This window comes from uncultured Aquitalea sp. (assembly GCF_945957525.1).
Classification (GTDB): domain Bacteria; phylum Pseudomonadota; class Gammaproteobacteria; order Burkholderiales; family Chromobacteriaceae; genus Aquitalea.
In genome coordinates this window covers 41,343-64,420 of sequence record NZ_CAMFLA010000022.1, presented here as the reverse complement: position 1 = coordinate 64,420, position 23,078 = coordinate 41,343, and the positions used below count along the sequence as shown (strand labels likewise).

Here is a 23,078-nt window from a genome sequence, read left to right as displayed (position 1 = left end):
TTGAGCGGGCCTCGGCGTGAGGCGGGAGTTTGTCTACTGCACCCGGGACAGTCCAAACGCAGGGGATGCCCAGCTTTCATCAGAGCTAAGGGGTACATACATGGACTTCACATGAGCACCAGCATGACCACGTTTGTCATTTGGCTTCTCTTCGGGATTGTATTCGTCGTTTCGAGCGAAGCAGATAGGAAGTGGGTTTTTTTGTTTTGGTTCATAACCACAGTGAGTGCCGATTTCCGGCTCATAAAAGGCTATGCTGGTGATTGCAGGGCATTTTTCCGCCCTCGCTTGATGGTGGCAAGATGCTCCAAAGCGCTTTATTCGGCTTTGTGTTGCCAACTGGGGTTAAGGCCTCTATCTCTGGGCTCTTATGCTCTAGGAACTGCTGAATTTATTTCTGCTCAACTGTCCCATGGCAGCTGCTTTAGTTTTTCAATTTCATCTTTTTTCCCTTGAATCATGGAATCAAGGAATTCATTGTACGTTTTAGTTTGCCTATCTTGACGTATAACGTACCAAACTGCAGCAACTGCAATTACTGTTAATACGGCAAATTCATGTAACCCCAAGTGAATATCATCTGGATTCTCGGATAAAAAAAGTGCACTTACGAATCCACCGGCTGCAATGAAACCAGCACCAACTCCGACCACGGCAAGTATTCCGTATATTAAACCTTTTATTGCATTCTTTTGTTTAGGGTATCTTCTGTCAATCAAGTCGCTGACTACTTTTTCAAGGATTTCTATTCTATCTACATTTTTACCCATATCTAAAACCCTATCATTGTAAGTGCTGCTTATCCGCCCCCCCAACCAGTACTAGGGCTTGCAGTCAGGATTTTAAAACACTCGTAGCGTATCCAAGAGTGACTCTGCCGTTTGTACTGCTTCATGAAAAACAAAACCCCGCTTATGCGGGGCTTGTCTATTTGACAACAGGTGTCTTGCAATGCGGGCAGATGTTGGCCTTTTTCTGCATCCATTCAGCACACGCTGGGCATTTAACTCTGCTTCCTGATGCAAAGAACATCAGTACGGCTAAAGGACCAAGAAGCAAACCACCAATAATGCCACCAGCAGTGCCAAAACCGCGTTTCTGTGCTGCAGCAACCCCAACCAACGCACCAAAGAGTGCCCAAAAAATAAGCATGAAATCCCCTGTTATCGAACCATTATTATCCCAATGGAATTGGGCATATGTTGGCGTTTTCTTCCGGCATGGTCAAGCCTAACCAGCAACATGGAAAGACAGGGGACTCTACACTCACTGCTACAAGATACCTGTGTACTAACCTGAAAAATCAAATTGCTTAACTAGTAATATTTACAGAGAAGTGCCGAAGGGCTATGCTGCCTGCTGTCTACACAACAAGAGAAGACAGCCTAAGTCACTGATTAATTGCAAAAATTTCACCTTCTCTGCAGAAGGGATAGTTGGCCGCTTCGATGCCGGCCTTGGTCAGGGCGTTGAACAGGGTGGACTTGCCAACATTGGGCAGGCCGACAATACCGCATTTCAGACTCATGTCAGCATTCCTTGTATTCGGTGCGAATGGATTAAGGTTGGCCGAAAGCGCTTCGGCCGGCTATTTCGTCATTTGGCCGCAGTGTGCAGCTCTTTCATGGCCGAAGCCATTTGGCCGCCCACTGCCTGCGGCAGGTACTGCAGCGACTTACCGATGGCGTCGTCGATGGCGGTCTGCTCTTCGCTGCGCGGCTTTTTCAGCACGAAGTTGACCACTTCGTTGCGATCCCCCGGATGGCCAATGCCAAGGCGCAGGCGCCAGAATGCTGGTGTGCTCAGCCTTGCGGCGATATCTTTGAGCCCGTTGTGGCCGCCATGGCCGCCGCCCTGCTTGAAGCGGGCAGTGCCCGGCTGCAGGTCCAGCTCGTCATGCACGACGAGAATTTCGTCGGGCAGTATCTTGTAAAAATGCGCTACCGCCAACACGGCCTGACCGGACAGGTTCATGAACGTCATGGGCTTGAGCAGCCAGACGTCGTTGCCGTCGATGTTGACGCGGGTCACATCGCCGTGGAACTTGCCCTCGGTTTTCCAGTTGCCCTTGTATTTCCAGCACAGCTCGTCCAGCAGCCAGAAACCGGCATTGTGCCGCGTGCGCTCATAATCCGGACCGGGATTGCCCAGGCCGGCGATCAGTCGAATCGTGGACATCATCCACCCTTGCATGCAAAAAGGCCCGCTGCAGGCGAAATGCCCCGCAACGAGCCCTTGTCAGACACAGCGTGCTTAGTTGGCCAGGGCCACTGCGCCGTTTTCGCCGCGAGCCACAGCGGTCAGCTCAACGCCAGCCGGCAGCTTCAGATCGGACATGTGGATGGTCTGGCCAGCCTTGATGTTGGACAGGTCCACTTCGATGAACTTCGGCAGGTCGCCCGGCAGAGCGCGAACTTCCACTTCGTTCAGGATGTGGCTGATCTTGGCGCCTTGCAGCTTGACAGCTTCGGACACGTCGGCTCCAACGAAGTGCAGTTGGATCTTCACGTGAACCTTCTGGCTCAGATCAACGCGCTGGAAGTCGATGTGCATTACTTGCTGTTTGTACGGGTGCATCTGGAAGTCGCGCAGCAGAACGGTCTGCTTGGCGCCGTCCACCACCAGGTCGATGATGGCGGAGTGGAACGCTTCTTCTTTCAGCGCGTAGTAAATCGGGTTGTGGTCCAGCACGACGGATTCAGCAGCGCCGTTGCCATACACCACAGCCGGCAGTTTGCCAGCGGAACGCAGGCGGCGGCTCGCACCAGTACCCATCTCTTCGCGCTTGGCGGCGATCAGTTCATAAGCCATGTAAAGCTCCAGTATTACTTAAAGTTAAAGGCACCACGCCCGCCGCGACCAGCAGGCCTGATGTTACGGCAGGCAAGCGCCCGTCGAAACCAGTTCCTCATTGAAGAGGTAGGACACCGATTCCTCGTTGTTGATACGACGCAGGGTTTCCGCCAGCAGGCCGGCAATGGAAACAACGCGGATATTCGGGCAAGCCTTGGCTTGCGCGCTCAACGGGATGGTGTCGGTGACAACGACCATGTCGATGTCGGAATTCTTGATGCGATCAACGGCCTGGCCGGAGAAAATCGCATGCGATGCATAAGCCAGCACGCGCTCGGCGCCGCGTTCTTTCAGCGCGGAAGCTGCCTTGCACAGGGTGTTGGCGGTGTCGATCATGTCGTCCACGATCAGACAGGTACGGCCGTTGACGTCGCCGATGATGTTCATCACCTCGGCCACATTGGCCTTGGGACGGCGCTTGTCGATGATGGCCAGATCGGTGTTCAGGGCCTTGGCCATGGCGCGGGCGCGAACCACGCCGCCAACGTCCGGGCTCACCACGATCAGGTCTTCGATGCGTTGGGAGCGAATGTCCTTCAGCAATACCGGGGTGGCGTAGACGTTGTCCACCGGGATATCAAAGAAACCCTGGATCTGGTCGGCATGCAGGTCGACGGTGAGTACGCGGTCGATGCCGGCGCTGGTCAGCATGTTGGCTACCAGTTTGGCGGAGATCGGTACACGGGCGGAACGCGGACGACGGTCCTGACGGGCGTAGCCGAAGTACGGAATGGCTGCTGTGATGCGACCGGCGGAAGCGCGCTTGAGCGCGTCGGCCATCGTCAGGATTTCCATCAGGTTGTCGTTGGTGGGAGCACAGGTGGATTGCAGGATGAACACGTCGCGGCCGCGAACGTTTTCCAGCAGCTCAACCGCCACTTCGCCATCGCTGAACTTGCCAACATCGGCGCGACCCAGCGAGATGTCCAGGTGCTTGACCACATTCTGAGCGAGTTCCGGATTTGCGGTCCCGGTGAAAACCATCAAACTGTCATAAGACGCCATGATTCGATATGCCTTAGCTGGATAAAGAAAAAGCGTGTAAGGGATTCTTACACGCTTTTTTCATGCTCTCTCTTATGGAGAGAAAGTCTTGGCTGGGGAGGTAGGGATCGAACCTACGAATGCCGGAATCAAAATCCGGTGCCTTACCACTTGGCGACTCCCCAATAAACTTTGCTAGTCAATGCCGATCAGCGGGTGGACATCAAGTCCTTTTGCCACAAAACCCTGATATTTTTTCGACACTGCCTGATAAACTTTATCGGCTTCATCTTCCGACTGACATTCCAGAAAAACACACGCTCCGGAACCAGTCATCAGCGGCGAACCATATTTTCTCAACTCGCTCAGCACTTCATTCACCGCTGGGTACATCCCCGAAACAACTTGTTGCAGATCGTTTCGTCGTCGCTGCGTTGTTTCGAGGATTCGCATTATGCTGATGCCGCCCTCCTCTGTCAACACCTCCAGCTGAAAATTCTGGAAGATTTTTGCAGTGGGTACATGCACTCCAGGGTGAATCACTACGTACCAGGCCGGTTTAAGTTTGATTTCATTGAGTTTTTCGCCAATTCCAGTCGCCAGGGCGCTTTTGCCGAAAACAAACACCGGCACGTCCGCGCCCAGCTTCAATCCCAGCGCCATCAATTGTTCACGGTTCAAGCCGCAACGCCAGAGATGATTCAGGGCCAGCAATACCGTCGCCGCATCGGAACTGCCCCCCCCCAAACCACCGCCCATGGGAATGCGCTTGGTAAGCCGGATGCTGGCGCCAAGCGGACTGCCGCTGGCTTCTTGCAACAGACGCGCCGCACGCACGGTCAGGTCTTGCTCGGGCGGCACACCCGCTATCGGGTTCACCAGTTCGATCGCCCCGTCCGGGCGCACGGCTATTTCTACGGTGTCGGAGAAGTCGACGAAGCGGAATACGGTTTCCAGCAAGTGGTAACCATCCTCGCGCTTGCCTACCACGTGCAGCAGCAGGTTGAGTTTGGCCGGCGCGGGAAAAGCCTGGAATGTCTCAGTCATGGAATGCTATCGAAAAACCGGGAGAAAAAAGGAAAAACAGCTTAATGCCAGACTTGCGGCACCAGACGGATGGTGAGCTTGTCTCTTTGCATTTCCACCCGTTTGGGATATTCACCAACGGCATCGGCATCAGAGACGAAACGGATCTGCCAACCCTGCTGGAGCAAACTGCCATCGGCGGCATGCGAAAATTCGGCCCCGGGCGCGGGCAGGCCGCGTATCCACCATGCCAGGTTGGACATCGGCAGGCGCCAGCCCAGCACCTGCTCGGTCAATTGCTCGACATCGCCGGCCTGCCAGGTCTTGCCGTCTGCTTGCAGCGTCACGCCGGCATCGGTTCGTTCCAGCCGGGCCACCGTATTGCCCAGGGGTGAATTGACCGATAGCTGGTCGGCCGCGGGTTGATGGGTCCATTCGAAATTGGCCACATGCCCCTTGCCGTCGGCGTTGACCGACAGCCTTCCGCTGACGGCGAAAGGCTTGTCGGCTACCGCAGTGGGAGAAGGCGTTGGCCGAAAGACGGTTTCTGTGGCGCAACCGCTCAGCAAGGCCAGCGAGAGCAAGCCCGCCACCAGGCTGTGGCGACTCACGGGTTCAGCCTGTGCATGGTTTCGCGCAAAGCCTCGTTGTCCGGCTCGCGTTCAAGCGCCTTGCTCCACAGTGCACGCGCCTCCTGCTGACGTCCCGTTTTCCATAGCACTTCGCCCAGATGAGCAGCCACCTCAGCATCTTGCATGGCGGCATAGGCTTTTTCCAGATACTTGAGCGCGGACTCGTTGCGCCCCAGCTTGAACTGCACCCAGCCCATGCTGTCGAGAATCATCGGATTGTCCGGGTCGGCCTTGAGCGCTTTCTCTATATAAGACAGGGCTTCCTGATAACGCGTGCTGCGCACGACGAGGGTATAGCCCAGCGCGTTAAGTGCTTGTGGATCGTCCGGCTTTTCTTTCAGCAAGGCCTTGAGGTCGCGTTCGGCGTTGCCCAGATTGCCCAACTGGTCGGACACCAGCGCCCGGTCGTACAGCAAGTCCGGCGAGCGGGGATACTCCGTCAGCGCTTGACTCAGGATGGCGTAAGCGCGCTCGTTCTGTTTGGCGGCGCGGGCCATCTGGGCCTGCTCCATCGCCAACTGGATGCGCTCCTGCTCGTTGCCGCCCAGTGTCGACAAGCGCGCCAGGCCGGCTTCCAGCCTGCCGGAGGCAGCATCCATGGCGGCAAGACGAGTCTGGGCCGGCAAGTACTGCTGTCCTCTGCCCACCTGGCTGTACCACCGCTCGGCGGCCGCCTTGTCTTGCCGGTCTTCGGCCAACTGCCCCAGGGTGAAACTGATGAAGTCCGATTCCGGGTGACGTTGCGCCAACGCCGCTTGCAAGCGCACGTCTGCGGTATCCAGATCGCGCAGTTGATAAGCCAGCAAGCCAGTGGCGTACAGCAAATCGGCATTCTGCGGGTTCTGTTTCAGCAAGCGGTCGAATTCGGTTCGGGCTTCGGGATAACGCTTGGCGGCCACCAGCAGGCGCGGGTAGGCCATTTTCAGCTCAAGCCCGGCATCCGGCCGACGCGCAAGCTCTTTGCGGATAAAGTCAATGGATGCCGGCAGATCGACGCGACGAAGCCGGTCCACTTGCCAGGCGACCGGCAAGTCCCACTTGGGCGCGACAAGGGCAAGGCGATCGAACTCGGCATCCATGCTGGCGTTGTCGTTGTTCTCCGCCGCGACCGCGATCACCGCAAAGCGCGCTTCCGGCAAGGCCGGGTAACGACTGGCCAGTTGTTTGACCAGCGCGGTGGCGCCGGCCTTGTCGCTTTGCCGCGAAGCGAGGCGAGCCAGCTGGACGAACACATCCGGCGCGCGGCCAGGCTCCTTCGCCAGCAAGGTTTCCACCAGCGGGCGGCTTTCGGCCAACTTGCCGGCGCGCAGCATGGTAATGAACAGCTGTTCGCGCGCGGTCTGAGAATCAGGATCAAGTTCCACCCACAGCGCCAGCGCGCGGGAGGCTTCGCTCAGTTGGCCGGAAAACAGGGCGAATTCAGCCGCGCGTTGCGCCAGCCTCGGATCGCGGGTCTGCCGCGCCAAATCAAGATAGGTCGCGGAGGAAGAACCGGCCCCGCCGCGCTGCGCGGCGATTTCGCTGGCCAGTACGCCATAAAGTATCTGCGGCGTCAGATCCATGCGCGGCAGGCGCGCGTTGTTGTCTTCACTGGCGGACGCCTCGTCGTCGGCGGCATTGTCATGAACGGCAGCCTGGCTGGCGGCGGCGGGCGGCTTGAGGCCGGCGCAGCCGGACAGCAACAGGATGAGCAGCAGGGGAAGGGTTTTGTGCAGCGGTTTCATTCGCATGGAGTCTATGCCGGTTGAACGCGTAGAATAGCACGCTCGGTTGTCGATTTTGTCATCTGGACATTTACTTACAGGCGGATACGCAATGCCCGAACTACCCGAAGTCGAGACCACGCGTCGCGGCGTGGCGCCGTTTCTTGACCAGGCCCGCCTTCGCGGCGCAGTGGTGCGCGAGGACCGCTTGCGCTGGCCGGTGCCGCCGGGTCTTGATGCCTTGCTCAATGGCCAGACAGTACGCGCAGTGCGCCGCCGTGCCAAGTACTTGCTGGTGGAGCTCGACAGCGGCAGCCTCATCATCCACCTGGGCATGTCCGGCAGTCTGCGCCTGGTGCCGGCAGGCTCGCCGGCGGAAAAACACGACCATGTAGACCTGCTGCTCACTGACAGGATACTGCGCTATCGCGACCCGCGCCGCTTCGGCGCCATTCTCTGGCATGTCGGCCCGCTGGAATTCCACCCCTTGCTCAAGGATCTCGGTCCGGAGCCGCTGGGAGAGGCGTTCAACGGCGCCGCCCTGCACGCCGCCATCGCACGACGCAGCAGCCCGATCAAGACCGTGATCATGGACAACCATGTGGTGGTGGGCGTGGGCAACATCTACGCCAACGAATCCCTGTTCAATGCCGGCATTCATCCTACCCGTCCGGCCAACTCGCTCAGACCGGGAGAATGCGACAAGTTGGCCGAAGAGATACGGCGGGTGTTGCTGCGCGCCATCGAAGCCGGCGGCAGCACCCTGCGGGATTTTGTCAGCGCGGAGGGCAAGTCGGGTTACTTCCAGCAAAGCTATATGGTGTACGACCGGCAGGATCAGCCGTGTCGCGCCTGCGGTACGCCTATCCGTCAGATGCGGCTGGGCCAGCGGAGTTCCTACTATTGCCCGCTGTGCCAGCCATGCTAGAGTGACGGGCATTCACTCTGCAGATAAAGCGTTTCACACCTTGAAGGCTTCCCCTACTACCTCGTCGGCGGTCCGTCTGGGCCGCCTCGCCCGTCTTGGCTGGCATTTCGCCCTCGGCATTTTCATCGTGGCCACCCGCTACCGCCGGCTGGCGCAGGCCGAGCGCGCGGTGATCACTCGCCGCTGGTCCACTCAATTGCTGCATATTCTGGGCATCCGCATCGAGATAGAAGGCGTCAACCCGGGCTTCTACCCCCCTAATACCTTGCTGGTAGCCAACCATGTGTCCTGGCTGGACATCTTCGCCCTCAATAGCTGCACGGTGTCCCGCTTTGTCGCCAAACAGGAAATACGCACCTGGCCGGTGATAGGCTGGCTGGTGGAAACCGGCGGCACGCTGTTTATCGATCGCAGCAACCGCCGCGACGCCAGCCGGGTCAACCAGTTGCTGTCCAACGCACTGGCCAACGGCAGTTGCATGGCGGTGTTCCCCGAAGCCACCACCTCCGACGGCACCGGCATGCTGCCGTTCAAGGCTTCGCTGTTCGAAGCGGCACTGCCATCCAGCAGCATCGTGCAACCGGTGGCCTTGCGTTACCAGTTGCCGGACGGGCGCCTCACCACCGCGGCCGCCTATGCCGGCGACACTACTTTCTGGCAAAGCCTGCGCGCCGTGCTCGCCACGCCGTCCATGGTGGTGAAGATCAGTTACGGCACGCCGCTGAAAGCCGGCTGCGGCGAGCTGACCACGCGCTTCGCCTTGTCGGACGCCGCCCGCAGAAGCATCGCCGCCAGTCTCAAACTACCAGCTCCCGAAACGCCGGACACGGCAAGGACTGCGCCTGCCGATCCTCCAGCCGTAGCGCGGTAAGGCTGCCGCCCCACAGGCAACCGGTGTCGATGGACAGGATGTCCTCGCCCAGATACAAGCCCAGCGCCGACCAGTGCCCGCAGATGATGGGCGTGTGGCGGCTGCGTCGGCCCTTGGCTTCGAACCAGGGGATGAGATTGGCCGGCGCGGTATCCCGCTCGCCCTTGAACGCCAGGTCCATTTCCCCATCCCGGTTGATAAAGCGCATGCGCGTCATGGCATTGACGATCACACGCAAGCGATCCGAGCCTTTCAGCTCTTCGCTCCAGCGCAAAGGCCGGTTGCCGTACATGCGCGAGAGAAAATCGCGGTAATGGCGACCTGACAAACCGGCCTCCACCTCCTCGGCCAGATCCAGCGCCTTGTTGATGCTCCACTCCGGCAGCAAGCCGGCATGCACCATGGCATAGCCCATTTCCTCGATCATCAAGGGCTGGCAGCGCAGCCAGTCCAGCAGCACCTTGCCGTCGCCCGCCTGCAGTATCTCGCCGATGGTGTCGCTGCGGTGCAGTTTGCCGAAGCCCTCCGACACCGCCAGCAGGTGCAGATCATGGTTGCCCAACACAATCTGCACGCGATCCTGGTTTTCAAACACCCAACGCAGCACCTGCAGCGACTCCGGGCCGCGATTCACCAAGTCACCGGTCAGCCAGAGCGTGTCTTTGCCGGGATTGAAATCGATTTGTCTGAGCAATTGCTGGAAGGGGCCGAAGCAGCCCTGGATATCGCCGATCGCGTAAGTTGCCATGTTGTGCCTCTGGTAAGCGGAGGGCGGGGAAACCGACCTCCGCGAATGGAGTCATGATACCCCATGCTACAATGCACGGCCTGCGTTACCGATTTGCAATGCAGCAGCTCATCATTCAGCCAGTCAGGGCGCACAGCCCTCTTCCCCGCCCGGAAAACACCATGTCACAACCCCTGCTCAATCCGCCGCAGCGCGCGGCCATCGATTACCTTGACGGCCCTTTGCTGGTACTGGCCGGCGCGGGCTCTGGCAAGACGCGGGTGATTACTTTCAAGATCTGTCATCTGGTGCGCCACGGCAATGTGCCGGCGCGCCACATCGCCGCCATTACCTTTACCAACAAGGCCGCGCGCGAGATGCTGGAGCGGGTGGGCAAGCTGCTCAGCTCGCAGGAGTTGCGCGGCATCACGGTTTCCACTTTCCACTCGCTGGGCATGCAGATCCTGCGGCAAGAAGCCCCTCACTTGGGCTATAAGCCGCAATTTTCCATTCTGGACGCGTTTGACGCCGGCAAGATCATCTCCGACATCCTGAAAACCACGCACAAGGACGAAGTGCGCAAGGTGCAGAGCCAGATATCCCTCTGGAAGAACGATCTCAAAGGCCCGGACGAGATGCTCGCCGAGGCCGCCGGCGAATGGGAATCAATCTGCGCCCGAACCTATCTGGCCTATCAGGACACGCTTACCGCCTATCAGGCAGTGGATTTTGACGACCTCATCCGCCTGCCGGTGCAGCTGTTCCGCAGCCACCCGGAGGTCTTGCTCAAATGGCAGGGCAAATTGCGCTATCTGCTGATCGACGAATATCAGGACACCAATACCTGTCAGTACCTGATGGTGAAACTGCTGGCCGGCGTGCGCGGCCTGTTCACCGCCGTTGGCGACGACGACCAGTCCATCTACGCCTGGCGCGGAGCCAATATGGAAAACCTGCGTCTGCTGCAGCAGGACTACCCCGAACTCAAGATCATCAAGCTGGAGCAGAACTACCGCTCCACGGCCCGCATCCTGCGGGCGGCCAACTCGGTGATCGCCAACAATCCCAAGCTGTTTGAAAAGCAGCTGTGGAGCGAACTGGGTCTGGGCGAACCCATTCACGTGGTGCAATGCAAGGACGAAGAGCACGAAGCGGAAACGGTGGTGCAGCGCCTGATGGCGCACAAGTTCGAACACCGCACCAGCTTCAAGGACTACGCCATTCTCTATCGCGGCAACTATCAGGCGCGCATTTTTGAACAGGCGCTGCGCAATCAGCGCATCCCCTATCAGATGGCCGGCGGGCAAAGCTTCTTCGACAAGCCGGAAATCAAGGACATTCTTGCCTACCTGCGGCTGCTGGCCAATCCGGACGATGATCCCGCCTTCATCCGCGCACTGACCACCCCTAAACGCGGCGTGGGCGCCAGCACTTTGGAAAAACTGGGCGGCATCGCCGGTCAGGCCGGCAAGAGCCTGTTCGCCAGTACTGGCGAACCGGGCTTCCGCGTGCAGGTGCAAGCCGCTCAGCTCGAACCACTGGCGCAGTTTTGCGAATTCATCAGCCGCCTGCAGTACCGCGCCACCCGCGAACCCGCCGGCGAACTGGCGATGGAGCTGGTGAAAGCCATCAATTACGAAGGCTGGCTCTACGACAGCGAGGACAGCCCCAAAATCGCCGAAACCAAGTGGAAGAACGTGATGGAGCTGGTAGCCTGGCTGGCGCGCAAGGGCGAGGCTGACGGCAAGGGACTGATCGAGCTGAGCCAGACCATCGCCCTGATCACCATGCTGGAAGGGCGCGATGAAGGCGAAGTGGATGCGGTAAAGATGTCTACCCTGCATGCATCAAAGGGGCTGGAATACCCGCACGTGTTCCTGGTAGGCACTGAGGAAGGCATCCTGCCGCACAGCGAATCCGTGGATAACGGCATGGTGGAAGAAGAGCGACGCTTGATGTACGTAGGCATCACCCGCGCCCAGCGCAGCCTGACGCTCAGCTACTGCGTGAAACGCCGCCGCGCCGGCGAATGGCAGTTTGTCGAACCGTCGCGCTTCATCGCAGAGATCGACCAGAGCGATCTGCGCCACTTCGGCAAACCCGGCGCAGAGCCCATCGTCAGCAAAACAGAAGGCAAATCCCGCCTGGCCAGCCTCACCGCCATGCTGGCGGAGAAAACGGCCAGGCCGGCGGAGCCGGAAAACTGAGAGCCATGTCCTTATAAATGACGGGGAAATGTTGCACAATATCTCACTGTGCAACATCGACGAAACGCAAAAATATCATCAGCATTTCCATTTATCGAAGAAACACGATTCGGCAACTGGTTTCTGAAGTCCGACACGTGGAAAGTCCATGTGCTGCGCCGCGCCCTGAACGACCTGCAAGGCCTGCTGCCCGCAGAAGGCCGCTATCCGCTGATACTGGATGTTGGCTGTGGCTTCGGACACTCATTTGCAGAACTGGCTCAACGGTTCCAGCCAGAAAAAATCATCGGCCTGGATGCCGACCCCGGAATCGAACACCGGGCAGGGGAAGCCGCCAGGCTTTGCAACCGCCCCGTAGAACTGATGTTTGGCAACGCTGCCGACATGCCATGGCCGGATGCCACGTTCGACATGGTGTATTGCCACCAGAGCTTCCATCACATCGTCGAACAGGAAGCCGCCATGCAAGAGTTTTTCCGCGTGCTCAAGCCTGGCGGCGTACTCCTGTTTGCCGAATCCACCAGAAAGTACATTCATTCTCTGCCGATCAAGCTACTGTTTCGCCATCCTATGGATGTGCAGAAAACCGCCGATGAATATATCGCCATGATGCGATCCACCGGCTTCTCATTGCCTGATCAGCGTATTTCTCTGCCTTACCTCTGGTGGAGCCGCATCGATATCGGCTTTCTCGAATGGATTGGACGGCCAGTCCCACCCCAAGGGCAACGCGAAGAAACGCTGGTCAATGCCGTAGCCATCAAGCCGCAGGCAAATTAAGTCAAAAAAAAAGCGCTGCCATCGCAGCGCTTTTTTCATGTTTGCCGAAGGAATTACTTGGCGGCGTTGACCATGTATTCGATGGCAGCGCGGAATTCCGCATCGCTGCCGCCGAAACCACCCTTGGCCGGCATGGCGTTCAAACCCTTGGTGGCGATCTTCTGCACCTCGTCCAGACCCACCTTGGTGCGCTCGGCCCAAGCGGCCTTGTCGCCAAACTTCGGCGCGCCGGCAGCGCCGCTGCCGTGGCAGGCCACGCACACGCTTTCGTAGATTTTCTTGCCTACGGTAGCCGGGTCGGCCGCTGCTGCCGCGCCACCAGCGCCGCCTACCGGCGGCTCGGTGAATTTAGCACCGCCCGCATTCCCCATATAGGCCACAGCGCGCTTCACTTCGTCATCGGTCAGGTCAGCGGCGCCGCCCTTGGCCGGCATGGCGTTGAAGCCCTGCAGCGCATGCTGGGTCAGCGTGTCCCAACCCTTGGCGATGCGGGGGCCCCAGGCGCCGGCGTCGCCAAACTTGGGCGAGCCCGCCAGACCCTGGCCGTGACAGGAAATACAGATGGCCTTGAAGACCTGCTCGCCAGTGCGCATGCCCGGGGGCGCGTCGCTGGCTTTGGATTCGCCGACCGGTTTCAGGCGGGCCGCAACGGCTTCCTTGGTCATGACTTCGGCGTCAACGTTGTAACCGCTGGTGGCCAGTTTGGCCAACAACCAGATCGCCACTACCAGAAAGACAACGACGCCAACCAGGACCTTGAAGATCTGACCGGAAGCCATCCCGTTCTCATTACTCATTCCGAGCCTCGCCTGAAAATAAATGACAATTAAGATTGCCAGATTATACGGGAAGCCGCGACCCAAGGCAAAAACCATACACTGGACTCGGGCAATACCTTTGCGCTATTATCGCGCCTGCCTTGCAATACAGGCTCTCCGCGCACCCGTAGCTCAGTTGGATAGAGTGTCAGTTTCCGAAGCTGAAGGTCACAGGTTCGATCCCTGTCGGGTGCGCCACCCCTCCCCCGCGTTCCTTTGTTTTCACCAATTTCCTTGCTGCTCAATAGGTTGCGCTGCCCTTTTGGCGCTAGCGACCCATTTTGACTTTGCCTGTGTCACCGGTCGCAACCGAGAGAAAAGCACGCGGGCCGCATCGATAGGCTTTTTGCCACAATCCGCCGCCTACGACGTATCTCATGAGCGCTAGACGCCCGCTTTCAGCGCCCGATCATCACCGCTTCGTCGGTCAAACGCCCCAACTCCTCCTCAAGCCCCAGTAGCAAGCTGTCCATGGCCAGCGTCAACGCCGTCATTTCCGCCATCCCCGGCGAGACGGCTTTGCCCGTGAGGCAACGCGCTTCCAGCAAGCAGCAGCACTGAGCGGCGGATTCGGCGGCGATGATGCGGGCTGCGCCCTTGATCTGGTGGGCCAATCGCTTGGCGTTGTCGGCGTCGGTTGCCGCCAGCGCCTGTCGCAAGGCCGCCATATCCTGCTCGAAACCCTGCACCAGTTGCGTAAGCAAGCCGACTTGCCGTTCGCCATCCATAAAGCCCAGCGAAGCCAGGCTGAATACCCGGCCCTCTTCGGCCAACCTTGGGCTGGCCGCGTCGCCAGGCAAGCCGGTGAGATAAGCGTCCAGCGCGCTCAGGTCGATGGGTTTGAACAGACAATCGTCCATGCCAGCGCTGATGCAGCGCTCGCGCTCGTCGGGCAAGGCGTTGGCGGTGAAACCGAGGATGTGACAAGACGCCAGGCCAGACAGCTCTTCGGCTTCGCGGATGGCCGAGGCCAACTGATAGCCGGTCATGCCAGGCATGTTGCAGTCGGTAATGATCATGTCGAAGCCGCCTTCTTCCCACAATTCCAGCGCCTCGCGCGCATCGGCCGCCGCTGCGGACTGATGGCCCAGATAGTCCAGTTGCTGGCTCAGCAACATCCGATTGGCGCTGTTGTCGTCCACCACCAGAATGCGCAAGGATTTTTTGTCCCGCTTCGGCAAGGATGCGCCGGGAAGACGCGCTTCCATCAATCTGGGCGCAACGGCGGCAGGCAGGCGCAGCACGGCGCTCAAGCGGGTGCCGATGCCGTAACGGCTTTCCATGTGCAAGGAGCCCTGCATCATTTCGCACAATGTGCGGCTGATGGCGAGACCCAGCCCCGTGCCGCTCTGGGTATTGACGCTTGGACCGCCCACTTGGCCGAAGGGTTGGAACAGCCGCAGTTGATCCTCGTCGCGAATGCCGATGCCGGTGTCGACGACAGCCAGCCGGCACTGATGGGTTTCACCATCGGCAATCACATCCGCCTCAATGATGACGCTGCCGCGCTCGGTAAACTTGATGGCGTTGCTCAGCAGGTTGGACAGCACTTGCTTGAAGCGCAGCGGGTCCACCATGGCTTGCCAGGCAGCGGCAGTGTCGTCGCGGATGTCCACTTGCAGGCTCAGCCCCTTCTGCCGCGCCAGGCCGTCGAATACGCGGGCTACGGAATGGATGAGGTCCCGCAGGTTGGCGTTTTCCGGATTCAAGGACAGATGGCCGGACTCGATGCGCACAATATCAAGAATGTCGCCAATCAGGCCCAGCAAGCCTTTGGCGGAGTCATAGGCCACCTGGATGGAGGCATGATCCGCCTTGCCGGCTTCCGCCTGCCGCAACGCCAACTCCAGCATGCCGATGACGGCGCTCATCGGCGTGCGGATTTCGTGGCTCATGGTGGCCAGGAAGGTGGTTTTAGCCTGATTCGCGCGGTCCGCCTCTTCCTTGGCTTGTCTGGACTCCTCAAGCAGGCGCAGGCGTTCGCTGATGTCGATCCAGCCGCAGATAACGCCGCGAATGATGTTTTCAGAATCCCGGAAGGGCTGAATCCAGTGATAGACGCAAATCGGCCTGCCCTTAAGCACCACCTGCCGGTCGCACTGGATGGATACGCCGTACTCGATCGCTTGCCGGTAATCCTCTTCCAGGCTAACGCGGGTTTCCTGGTCGATATCGACAATCTGGCGGATGAATTGCTCCTGCCCAAGGGCTTGCTCCCGTCCCAAGCCCACCGCTTGCAGATAGGGCTCGTTGCAACTGAGCAGATAGCCTTGCCGGTCGCGTACGTACACCGGATAGGGCGTGACATGGATCAGCGTGCTCATGAAGTTGAGCTGGTCGCTCAAGGCCTTTTCCGCCTCATGCCGCTTGTCTATCTGCTTGCGCAGCCGGCTGTTCCAGGCCAGCGACACAAGCAGCAGCATGGAAGCAACGCAGATCACAAGGTAGATGATGACCCGGCTATAGTCTCGCCAACTCTGATTGCTGGCCGAGACATTGGTGCGCCATCGCTCATTGATGATGATGCTCATCTCCTCCGGCCCGATGCTGGCCAGCGCCTTGTCCAGGATGGACAGCAGCAGCGGATTGCTGGCCGACGTGGCGAAAGCCAGTTGCCCGGTCGGCATGCCGGGCAAGGGCACTTCGCGCAGCTTGCCGTTGAACAGCGTGGGCAGGTAATAGCGGCTGTGGATGCTGCTGACGATGGCGGCATCCACCTTGCCGTTTTCCACCAAGTCGAATGCCGACAGCGGGTTGTCCACCTCGATGAACTTGGCATCGGGAAACACTCCTTTCATCCCCGTGCTCAGATCGTTGCCGCGCGACACGGCAATGCTCTTGCCCGCCAAATCTCTGGTGCGCTGCGGTTGGTCGGCATTTTCACGTATGACCAGCTGGGAATTCATGAAGGCGATAGCGCGGCTATAGCGCAACAGTCCGTCCGATTTCTCGGGGTCGAAGGGCAATACCGCCATATCCGCCTCTCCGCGCTGCAACATGTCGCGGATGCTGGGCAGGGTATTGGTTTTGCGCACCTCCACCTGCATGCCGGTACGCTGGCTGATCAGCGTCAGCAGATCAGCGGCGATGCCGCGTAGCTGGCCATTGCTGTCATAGAAAGTGATGGGCGCGCGGCTATGGCCGGCCGCCAGGCGCAGCACTTTGTGCTTGGCAAGCCAGGCTTTTTCGTCCGGTGTCAGCCGCACCGGAATGGCTTCGGGCAACAGCAGTGGCGCGCCGCCGCTCCAGCGGCGCAGCAATCCCTCTTTGGCTTCTTGCGGCAAAGCCCCCAGCGCGGCGTTGAGCACGCGCAGCAGACCCGACTGACCACTGCCCACCGCCATGGCCCAACCATCGTCCGGCGGCCGGTAGGACACCACTTTCAGGCCGTCCACCATATTCTGGTTGGAGAGATAATTGATGCTGGTGGCGTCGCCCAAGAGCAAATCCTGCTGCCCGGCCACCACCGATACCAACGCATCAGCAAGATTTTCGAAAGGGGTGTACACCGCGTTGGGATAACGCTGGCGCAGCCAGCCGGGTACCGGTTCCCCTCTTTGCAGAGCGATATTAGCGTGATAGGGCTTACTGTCAGCATCGCGGCCCACCAGCACCTGCTGATGCAGCAGATAAGGTCGCGTCAGCGCGAGACCCGGCGGCCTGGCGGCCGCGCTGCTGATGCCAATCAATGCATCCAGCTTGCCTTGCCGCAGCGCCTGCGCGGCATCCTCCACCGACTGGTAATGCCGGGCATCCACCGTCAGCTGCAAGGCGTTTTGCAGATAACCGACGATGTCCACGTTGATGCCCTGCAGCTCAACCCGCGCCATATACATCTCAAACGGCGGCGGGCTGTGCACGAAACCGACGCGCAAGGGCGCGCCCACTTTCAACCACAGGCGATCGTCGCGCCCCAGATCGAACTTGTCGCCGGTCAGCGCCTGGCTGCGCAGCGACACCGGCAGTCCCTCTTCCGCCATGGCGGGCGACGACAACCAGGCCAGCAACAGCGCCAACAATCCCCAAAAGCGCATGATGTCCTTCCTTGAACTTGCGAAATCAGGCAAGCCTAAGAGGAGGACGACATCGTTTAAGTCAGCTACGTCTTATTACTGCTACAGAATTTTCTGATTTTAATAGCGGAATGACGGGGTCATTGACTGGGAAACATTGGAAATTCCATCCATCAGGACAGCTCTTCCAGCTTCTCTGTTTTGCGCAGACGCAAATCAACCACTTTGTGGATTTCTACGCGGATATTGCCCTTGTACACTAGGGTCATGAGACGAGCGGCCTCTCTGGCCTGCTCGTGGGTAGCGTGCAACGGCCCCTTGTCATCGACGCCGAAGTGCTTGGAAAACAGCTTTAGCCGATACATGGCGACTTCCCCTTGATACGACTTATGTTCTTTTTATCAGTTGCTTGTTTACAGCATTGTCATTCTACCCCGCCAGACGGGGTCATCGAAAATAAAAAAGCCGACTAGCGTCGGCTTTGTGGCACAGGATGCCAAACTTGTCGGCGTTCAGGCACCGGCGTGAATACAGGTATCGGGTGGCAGCGTGACGCCGCGCAGCGCATCGGCGATCCGCGAGCCGGCTTCGCGCCAATAACCCAACCGCAACAGACAGTCGCTGGCCACCAGCGCGGCGTCAATCATGAAGCGCTCGTCCACCAGCAGTTGCTCCACCTCGGCCAGCGGCAGCAGGACATGCTCGGCCACTTCGCCATCCTGATTACAGGGTGTTTCGCCGGCTTGCAGCCACAGATCGAACACATAGAGCCATTCGCGATGCAGCCCGCGCTGCACCGGACGTTCGGCCAACACCAGCGCGCTTTGCGGCAGCAGTTCAAGACGATCGGCAGGAATGCCGGCCTCCTCCCAACCCTCGCGCTCCAGCGCCAGCTCAATGGATTCGCCGGCTGCAATGCCGCCGCCCATCATATTGTCCATGCGGTTGGGGTCCACCGCCTTGTGGGGACTGCGCCGGCCGATCCACATCCGCACTTCGCCGTCCGGCATGCGGGTGAGGCCGTTGAGATGCACGGCGCGGCTGGTCAGGCCCAAGGGGCGGAAGGCGGCGCGCTCCAGTTCGAATACCGGGCTGCCGTCCGGCAGGAAGGCGGTGAAGTTTTCATCGCGCCAGCCGTTAAGCCAGCCGGCGGTTTGCCAGCGGCGGGCCGCCGCATGCAAGGCGGCGCTGATGGCGGCGTAATCGCCGTCGACGCGGCAGATCAGTCCGTCAGCTGTTTCGGCAAACAAGGCTGCTTCCGTCTCAAGCAGGCGCGCCTTCCATTGCGCGTTGACACAGCCCATGCGATGCGGGCCGATGAAGAGAGGGGTAAACGCGCTGCGGTCGTAACGGGTGACCTTGCTCAGATACCCCAGAACGCCATCCACTTGCATGACAACTCCCAGCCGGTGATATCGGGAAGGCGCCATAATAGGATGTCAAAGCCATTTTGCCCAACTTTTTCAGTGGCTTGGCGCAAGAATGCGGGATATTCCAGATGGAAGTGTTGCGGATCATTCACTTTGAGGCTCATCGCTCGCGCGGCGATGCTCGCCAAGTAGACAAACTGCGCTGCAAGACGGCCGGCGCAGACCGGCGGAATGAGTTGGCCGGCCTATAGCAACTGGTCCGGCAAGCCGGAGTAACGCACGTTGACACGAGACACCGCGTCATCCCATACCGGTTTGGCGCCGGCCAGCACAAAGCGCCGCCGCGCGCGGGTAATGGCGGTGTACACCAAGGGCCGGTCCAGCACATTGCCGGGACGATCCGGCAACGCCAGCCACACCTCATCGAACTCCGAGCCCTGGCTTTTGTGCACCGTCATGGCGAACACCGTGTCGTGCTCGGGCAGGCGGCCGGGCGCGAATTCGCGCCACTCGCCGTCCGGCATGGGAAACGCCACCCGCACGCCCTCGTCCCGCGCCACGGCAAAACCGATGTCGCCGTTGAAGAGGCCCAAGCCGTAATCATTGGCGGCAATCATCACCGGCCGGCCGGGATACCAATCCCGCCCTGGCTGTTTCAGTCCTTCCGCTTCCAGACTTCGCTCCATCGCCGCATTGATCTGCGCCACTTGCCGGCGCTCGCCGGCCAACGCCATGAAGCGGCCGAAAGCCGCTTGCGCCTCATCCAGTGGCGCGCCTGCGCGGATGGCCTGCAAATAATCGCGCCGGCCCGCCATCAGCGCCGTCTCATCCAGCGCCGGTCGCAGTTCAATATCGTCGAACCTGCCCTCCTGTAACACCCGCCAAGCCGCCTCTCCCTCGCCGGCGTTGACGCTGCGCGCCAACTCGCCAATGCCGGAATCGGCGCGAAAACGGTGGCTGTGGGTCAGCAGCATGACGCAGTCGGCCAGTTTGCCGAGCGCATCCGGTGTTTCCGGCAAGGTTTCGCCACTGGCTTCGGCCAACCACTGACGCGTAGCTGGCCGGTAGGCCACGCGGCCGCACAGGTCGGCCAGCACGGCGCCGGCGTCCACCGAAGGCAGCTGGTCCCGGTCGCCCAGCAGCACCAGTCTGGCGTGCGGCGGCAAGGCATCCACCGTGCGCGCCATCAGTTCGAGGTCGATCATCGAGGCCTCATCCACGACCAGCACGTCCAGCGGCAGAGGCTGGCCCGCGTGATAGCGCGGTCGGGCCTGACCGGGCCGCAGGCCTAGCAGTCGGTGCAGGGTTTGCGCTTGCCCCGGCAGTTGTCCGCGGACAGCTTCGGCCACCGGCAGCGCGTCGCGCGCTTTTTGCACCGATTCGCTCAGGCGGGCGGCCGCCTTGCCGGTGGGGGCCGCCATCGCCATCACCAGCGGACGGGGCGACAGCGAGGCAATCAGCGCCAACAGCCGCACGACGGTGGTGGTCTTGCCGGTGCCGGGGCCGCCGGAGATCACCAGCAACCGTTGCCGCGCCGCCAATGCGGCGGCCAGCTTCTGCCGATCCGGCCCCTGGCCAAGGTTGGCCGAAGGAAACAGCGGGTCCAGCGCCGCCCTCACCCGGGCGGCGTCGGCAGGCTGCACATCAGCGGCCATGGCGGACAGCCGGACAGCCAGGCGGTGTTCATCGTGCCAGTGGCGGGCAAAGTAGAGTCGATCAGCCCCGTCCAGCAGCAGCGGAGCGTAATCGCCCGGTTTGCCCACCAATGGCGAGCTGCGCAAGCGCCGCGCGGCCTGACTGCGCAAGGGCAGGCAAACATGGCCCTGCGCATGGGCCGCCACCAGTTCCGCCACCGGCGCGGCCACATCAATACCGCTGTCGGGCGACAGACGGTTCAGCAGGCCGGCCAGCATGTCGGCCAGTGGCGAAACGGTGGCGGAATTCTCAGAGGAAGACATCAGCGGGGCTTCTGGAAAATGGCTTTAAGGCGACCGTTGGCGGTCAGTTGCGCAATGGCCTTGTTGATGGCTGGCAACAGTTGGCGGTGCTGCGGATGCAGGCGCAGCATGACCTGCTGCACGCTGACCACCGCACCCGGCTCGCAACGGCTGTCCGGCGGCAGGGCGGCCTGGTGCTCAAGCTGGCGCTTTTCCAGCACCACGGCCGGCAGGCGGCCAATGCGCAGCTTGTTGAGCATCTCCGCCTCGCTTTGCGAGACTTCGGCGCGGACATCGTGGCGCTTGAATTCGGCGGCGAACACCTGTACCGGCTGACCTTGCAACACACCCACCGGCTGACCGCGCAAATCGGCCAGCGTGCGGATGGGGTGGCTCACCGTGGGGCGCAGGCACAGCTGGTATCCAAGCTCGCCCAGCGGTTGGGAATAAAAGCCGCCCACTGGCGACAGGGCGCGCCAGCCCGGATTGACGCCCACCTCCACATCCAGCCGGCCCACCTCGAACAACTGCTGGGTGCGCTGGGCGGGAAAGTATTCGATATCGAAACGGATGCCGGACAGCCGGCTGATCTGCTCCAGCGCGTCACGATACACCGACGCCATCGGGCTGTCCGGGGTGTAGCTGTAAGGGCCGGGACTATCCACCACCACGCCGGCCCGCAGGGAAGGCTCCGCCGCGACGGCGCTCAGCGGCGCCAGCGCGATGAGGAGCGACAACAGGAAACTACGCACCCAGCCTTGCCTCCAGCGCGTCGCAAATGGTGCTCAGCACCTTGATGCGCGCGTAATACTTGTTATTAGCTTCCACCAGCGTCCACGGCACCTTGCTGGTGCTGGTGCGGTCCACCATGTCGCTGACGGCCAGCTTGTAGGCGTCCCACTTCTCGCGGTTGCGCCAGTCCTCTTCCGTGATCTTGAAGCGCTTGAAGCCGGTTTCCTCGCGCAGCTTGAAGCGCGCCATCTGCTCCTCATTGCTGATGGCCAGCCAGAACTTCAGCACGACCGCGCCGTTTTCGCTCAGCTGGTGCTCAAAGTCGTTGATCTCGTAATAAGCGCGCATCCAGTCGCGCTCTTGAGCAAAACCCTCCACCCGCTCCACCAGCACGCGCCCGTACCAGGTACGGTCGAAGATGGTGATGCCACCCTTGGGCGGCACTTGCCGCCAGAAACGCCACAGCCAGGGCTGGGCTTTTTCTTCCAAGGTGGGCGCGGCCACCGGCACCACGCGATAGGTGCGCGCGTCCAGCGCCTGGGTGATGCGACGGATGGTGCCGCCCTTGCCGGCGGCGTCGTTGCCTTCAAACGCCAGCACCAGCGAGCAGTCCTTGAAACGCTCGTCGCGGGTGAGGCGGTTGAGGCGCCCTTGCAACTTGGCCAGCTTTTCCTTGTACTCCGACTTGTCCATTTTCTGATCCAGTTCCAGCGTATCCAGGATCAGCTTGTTGTCGATCGGCGCCAGCAACGGGGGCGCTTCGTTGGCGTCCACATGCTGGTTGCCCTGCTCCAGCCGGTTGCGGATGGCCTGCAATATGGTGCGGCCCACGGTCAGGCTGCGGAAATTGGCGTCCTCGCCGTCCACCACGATCCACGGCGCATAGGCGGTGTTGGTAAGCCGGATCATGTGCTCGCCGTATTTGCGGATGGTGTCGTAGCGCTCCATGTTGTCCTTGTCGTCCGCCGTCACCCGCCAGCGGGTGTCGGGGTTCTTTTCCAGCTCCTTGAGGCGCTTACGCTGCTTGTCCTTGGTGAGATGGAACCAGAACTTGAGGATGAGCGCGCCGTCCTGGCTGATCATGCGTTCAAAACGCATGATGTCGAAGATTTCGCGGTCGTAGGCGTCGTGGTCGATGCGGTCGTAGACGCGATCGAACAGCGGCGCGGAGTAGTAGGAGCCGAAAAACATGCCGATGCGGCCCTTCTTGGGCAGCTCGCGCCAGTAGCGCCACATCCACGGGCGGGAGCGGGCGTCCTCGTTTGGCGAGCTGAAGGCCACGGTGCGGATCAACCGCGGGTCCAGCCATTCGTTGATCAGGTTCATGGTTTCGCCGCGCCCGGCGCCGTCAAAACCGTGGATCAGGATCAATACCGGGAAATCGGCCTTTTCTTTCAGATCGTACTGGACATCCAGCAAAGCCTCGCGCAAGGCCGGCAATTGCTGGCGGAAGGTTTCCTTGTCGATGGCGTGGCCGATTTCGGCGGATTCGAACAT

General features: G+C 60.4%; 20 protein-coding genes, 2 tRNA genes and 1 pseudogene. 5 read left to right on the top strand and 18 right to left on the bottom strand.

Going from position 1 to position 23,078, the window contains the following annotated elements; all coding sequences use genetic code 11:
- Positions 1 to 401: 401 nt before the first annotated feature.
- The 10 genes and pseudogenes from Q0P52_RS17085 to Q0P52_RS17040 form a co-directional block, all read right to left on the bottom strand.
- Entirely contained in the window at positions 402 to 770 is a 369-nt protein-coding gene (locus Q0P52_RS17085) for a hypothetical protein (RefSeq protein WP_293765727.1), read from the bottom strand.
- 157 nt (positions 771 to 927) lie between these two features.
- Entirely contained in the window at positions 928 to 1,152 is a 225-nt protein-coding gene (locus tag Q0P52_RS17080) for a hypothetical protein (protein ID WP_293765726.1), read from the bottom strand.
- A 271-nt stretch (positions 1,153 to 1,423) separates the two neighbouring features.
- Positions 1,424 to 1,528, bottom strand: a pseudogene (locus Q0P52_RS17075) (GTPase); the annotation flags it as partial.
- Between the two features lie 68 nt (positions 1,529 to 1,596).
- Positions 1,597 to 2,181 (bottom strand): aminoacyl-tRNA hydrolase, encoded by a 585-nt coding sequence (gene pth, locus Q0P52_RS17070; protein ID WP_293765725.1) that lies wholly within the window; start codon positions 2,179 to 2,181, stop codon positions 1,597 to 1,599.
- Between the two features lie 72 nt (positions 2,182 to 2,253).
- Positions 2,254 to 2,811, bottom strand: coding sequence for a 50S ribosomal protein L25/general stress protein Ctc (locus Q0P52_RS17065; protein WP_293765724.1), 558 nt, complete (start codon positions 2,809 to 2,811; stop codon positions 2,254 to 2,256).
- A gap of 63 nt (positions 2,812 to 2,874) precedes the next feature.
- A complete protein-coding gene (locus Q0P52_RS17060; RefSeq protein ID WP_293765723.1) occupies positions 2,875 to 3,858 on the bottom strand; it encodes a ribose-phosphate pyrophosphokinase in 984 nt (327 codons plus the stop codon).
- An 89-nt stretch (positions 3,859 to 3,947) separates the two neighbouring features.
- Positions 3,948 to 4,022, bottom strand: a tRNA-Gln gene (locus Q0P52_RS17055).
- A gap of 10 nt (positions 4,023 to 4,032) precedes the next feature.
- Positions 4,033 to 4,884: a 4-(cytidine 5'-diphospho)-2-C-methyl-D-erythritol kinase gene (ispE, locus tag Q0P52_RS17050; protein ID WP_293765722.1), complete on the bottom strand. Its 852-nt coding sequence runs from the start codon at positions 4,882 to 4,884 to the stop codon at positions 4,033 to 4,035.
- Between the two features lie 41 nt (positions 4,885 to 4,925).
- The gene (lolB, locus tag Q0P52_RS17045; protein WP_293765721.1) at positions 4,926 to 5,474 is read right to left on the bottom strand and encodes a lipoprotein insertase outer membrane protein LolB; all 549 of its coding nucleotides are present in this window, start codon (positions 5,472 to 5,474) and stop codon (positions 4,926 to 4,928) included.
- The gene (locus Q0P52_RS17040; RefSeq protein ID WP_293813779.1) at positions 5,471 to 7,225 is read right to left on the bottom strand and encodes a tetratricopeptide repeat protein; all 1,755 of its coding nucleotides are present in this window, start codon (positions 7,223 to 7,225) and stop codon (positions 5,471 to 5,473) included. Before Q0P52_RS17040 ends, lolB begins: the two co-directional genes overlap by 4 nt.
- An 85-nt stretch (positions 7,226 to 7,310) precedes the next feature.
- Between Q0P52_RS17040 and mutM the strand changes: the two genes are divergently transcribed.
- Positions 7,311 to 8,126 (top strand): bifunctional DNA-formamidopyrimidine glycosylase/DNA-(apurinic or apyrimidinic site) lyase, encoded by an 816-nt coding sequence (gene mutM / locus Q0P52_RS17035; RefSeq protein WP_293765719.1) that lies wholly within the window; start codon positions 7,311 to 7,313, stop codon positions 8,124 to 8,126.
- 40 nt (positions 8,127 to 8,166) lie between these two features.
- Positions 8,167 to 8,997 carry a lysophospholipid acyltransferase family protein gene (locus tag Q0P52_RS17030; protein ID WP_293765718.1) on the top strand — a complete coding sequence of 277 codons (831 nt, stop codon included), beginning with the start codon at positions 8,167 to 8,169 and terminating at the stop codon, positions 8,995 to 8,997.
- Here Q0P52_RS17030 and Q0P52_RS17025 read toward each other — a convergent pair.
- Positions 8,924 to 9,745, bottom strand: a complete 822-nt coding sequence (locus tag Q0P52_RS17025) for a symmetrical bis(5'-nucleosyl)-tetraphosphatase (protein ID WP_293765717.1) — start codon at positions 9,743 to 9,745, stop codon at positions 8,924 to 8,926. The genes Q0P52_RS17030 and Q0P52_RS17025 overlap by 74 nt on opposite strands.
- 161 nt (positions 9,746 to 9,906) lie before the next feature.
- Between Q0P52_RS17025 and Q0P52_RS17020 the strand changes: the two genes are divergently transcribed.
- Complete coding sequence (locus Q0P52_RS17020; RefSeq protein ID WP_293765716.1) at positions 9,907 to 11,931, top strand: UvrD-helicase domain-containing protein; 2,025 nt, start codon at positions 9,907 to 9,909, stop codon at positions 11,929 to 11,931.
- Positions 11,932 to 11,979: 48 nt separating this feature from the next.
- Entirely contained in the window at positions 11,980 to 12,711 is a 732-nt protein-coding gene (locus Q0P52_RS17015; protein WP_293765715.1) for a class I SAM-dependent methyltransferase, read from the top strand.
- Positions 12,712 to 12,764: 53 nt separating this feature from the next.
- Here the strand turns inward: Q0P52_RS17015 and Q0P52_RS17010 are convergent, their stop codons facing one another.
- Positions 12,765 to 13,490, bottom strand: coding sequence for a c-type cytochrome (locus tag Q0P52_RS17010; RefSeq protein ID WP_293765714.1), 726 nt, complete (start codon positions 13,488 to 13,490; stop codon positions 12,765 to 12,767).
- Positions 13,491 to 13,650: 160 nt separating this feature from the next.
- On the opposite strand from Q0P52_RS17010, the gene Q0P52_RS17005 reads away from it, so the two are divergent.
- Positions 13,651 to 13,727, top strand: a tRNA-Arg gene (locus tag Q0P52_RS17005).
- 200 nt (positions 13,728 to 13,927) lie between these two features.
- Here Q0P52_RS17005 and Q0P52_RS17000 read toward each other — a convergent pair.
- From Q0P52_RS17000 to pap, 6 genes are all read right to left on the bottom strand, one after another.
- A complete protein-coding gene (locus Q0P52_RS17000; protein WP_293765713.1) occupies positions 13,928 to 17,563 on the bottom strand; it encodes a transporter substrate-binding domain-containing protein in 3,636 nt (1,211 codons plus the stop codon).
- 152 nt (positions 17,564 to 17,715) lie between these two features.
- Positions 17,716 to 17,907 (bottom strand): hypothetical protein, encoded by a 192-nt coding sequence (locus Q0P52_RS16995; RefSeq protein ID WP_293765712.1) that lies wholly within the window; start codon positions 17,905 to 17,907, stop codon positions 17,716 to 17,718.
- 147 nt (positions 17,908 to 18,054) lie between these two features.
- Positions 18,055 to 18,936, bottom strand: a complete 882-nt coding sequence (locus tag Q0P52_RS16990) for a DUF4743 domain-containing protein (RefSeq protein ID WP_293765711.1) — start codon at positions 18,934 to 18,936, stop codon at positions 18,055 to 18,057.
- Positions 18,937 to 19,157: 221 nt separating this feature from the next.
- Positions 19,158 to 20,870 (bottom strand): exodeoxyribonuclease V subunit alpha, encoded by a 1,713-nt coding sequence (gene recD, locus Q0P52_RS16985; RefSeq protein ID WP_293765709.1) that lies wholly within the window; start codon positions 20,868 to 20,870, stop codon positions 19,158 to 19,160.
- Positions 20,870 to 21,601: an ABC transporter substrate-binding protein gene (locus Q0P52_RS16980; RefSeq protein ID WP_293765708.1), complete on the bottom strand. Its 732-nt coding sequence runs from the start codon at positions 21,599 to 21,601 to the stop codon at positions 20,870 to 20,872. Before Q0P52_RS16980 ends, recD begins: the two co-directional genes overlap by 1 nt.
- Positions 21,594 to 23,078, bottom strand: a complete 1,485-nt coding sequence (gene pap, locus Q0P52_RS16975; RefSeq protein WP_293765707.1) for a polyphosphate:AMP phosphotransferase — start codon at positions 23,076 to 23,078, stop codon at positions 21,594 to 21,596. Before pap ends, Q0P52_RS16980 begins: the two co-directional genes overlap by 8 nt.

Coding starts and splice junctions, on each gene's coding strand:
- pth (WP_293765725.1), bottom strand. CDS start 2,181: ATGATGTCCACGATTCGACTGATCGCCGGCCTGGGCAATCCCGGTCCG.
- Q0P52_RS17000 (WP_293765713.1), bottom strand. CDS start 17,563: ATGCGCTTTTGGGGATTGTTGGCGCTGTTGCTGGCCTGGTTGTCGTCG.
- Q0P52_RS17085 (WP_293765727.1), bottom strand. CDS start 770: ATGGGTAAAAATGTAGATAGAATAGAAATCCTTGAAAAAGTAGTCAGC.
- Q0P52_RS17020 (WP_293765716.1), top strand. CDS start 9,907: ATGTCACAACCCCTGCTCAATCCGCCGCAGCGCGCGGCCATCGATTAC.
- mutM (WP_293765719.1), top strand. CDS start 7,311: ATGCCCGAACTACCCGAAGTCGAGACCACGCGTCGCGGCGTGGCGCCG.
- Q0P52_RS17010 (WP_293765714.1), bottom strand. CDS start 13,490: ATGGCTTCCGGTCAGATCTTCAAGGTCCTGGTTGGCGTCGTTGTCTTT.
- Q0P52_RS17060 (WP_293765723.1), bottom strand. CDS start 3,858: ATGGCGTCTTATGACAGTTTGATGGTTTTCACCGGGACCGCAAATCCG.
- pap (WP_293765707.1), bottom strand. CDS start 23,078: ATGTTCGAATCCGCCGAAATCGGCCACGCCATCGACAAGGAAACCTTC.
- ispE (WP_293765722.1), bottom strand. CDS start 4,884: ATGACTGAGACATTCCAGGCTTTTCCCGCGCCGGCCAAACTCAACCTG.
- Q0P52_RS16995 (WP_293765712.1), bottom strand. CDS start 17,907: ATGTATCGGCTAAAGCTGTTTTCCAAGCACTTCGGCGTCGATGACAAG.
- Q0P52_RS17080 (WP_293765726.1), bottom strand. CDS start 1,152: ATGCTTATTTTTTGGGCACTCTTTGGTGCGTTGGTTGGGGTTGCTGCA.
- Q0P52_RS17065 (WP_293765724.1), bottom strand. CDS start 2,811: ATGGCTTATGAACTGATCGCCGCCAAGCGCGAAGAGATGGGTACTGGT.
- Q0P52_RS17040 (WP_293813779.1), bottom strand. CDS start 7,225: ATGCGAATGAAACCGCTGCACAAAACCCTTCCCCTGCTGCTCATCCTG.
- Q0P52_RS16990 (WP_293765711.1), bottom strand. CDS start 18,936: ATGCAAGTGGATGGCGTTCTGGGGTATCTGAGCAAGGTCACCCGTTAC.
- recD (WP_293765709.1), bottom strand. CDS start 20,870: ATGTCTTCCTCTGAGAATTCCGCCACCGTTTCGCCACTGGCCGACATG.
- Q0P52_RS17025 (WP_293765717.1), bottom strand. CDS start 9,745: ATGGCAACTTACGCGATCGGCGATATCCAGGGCTGCTTCGGCCCCTTC.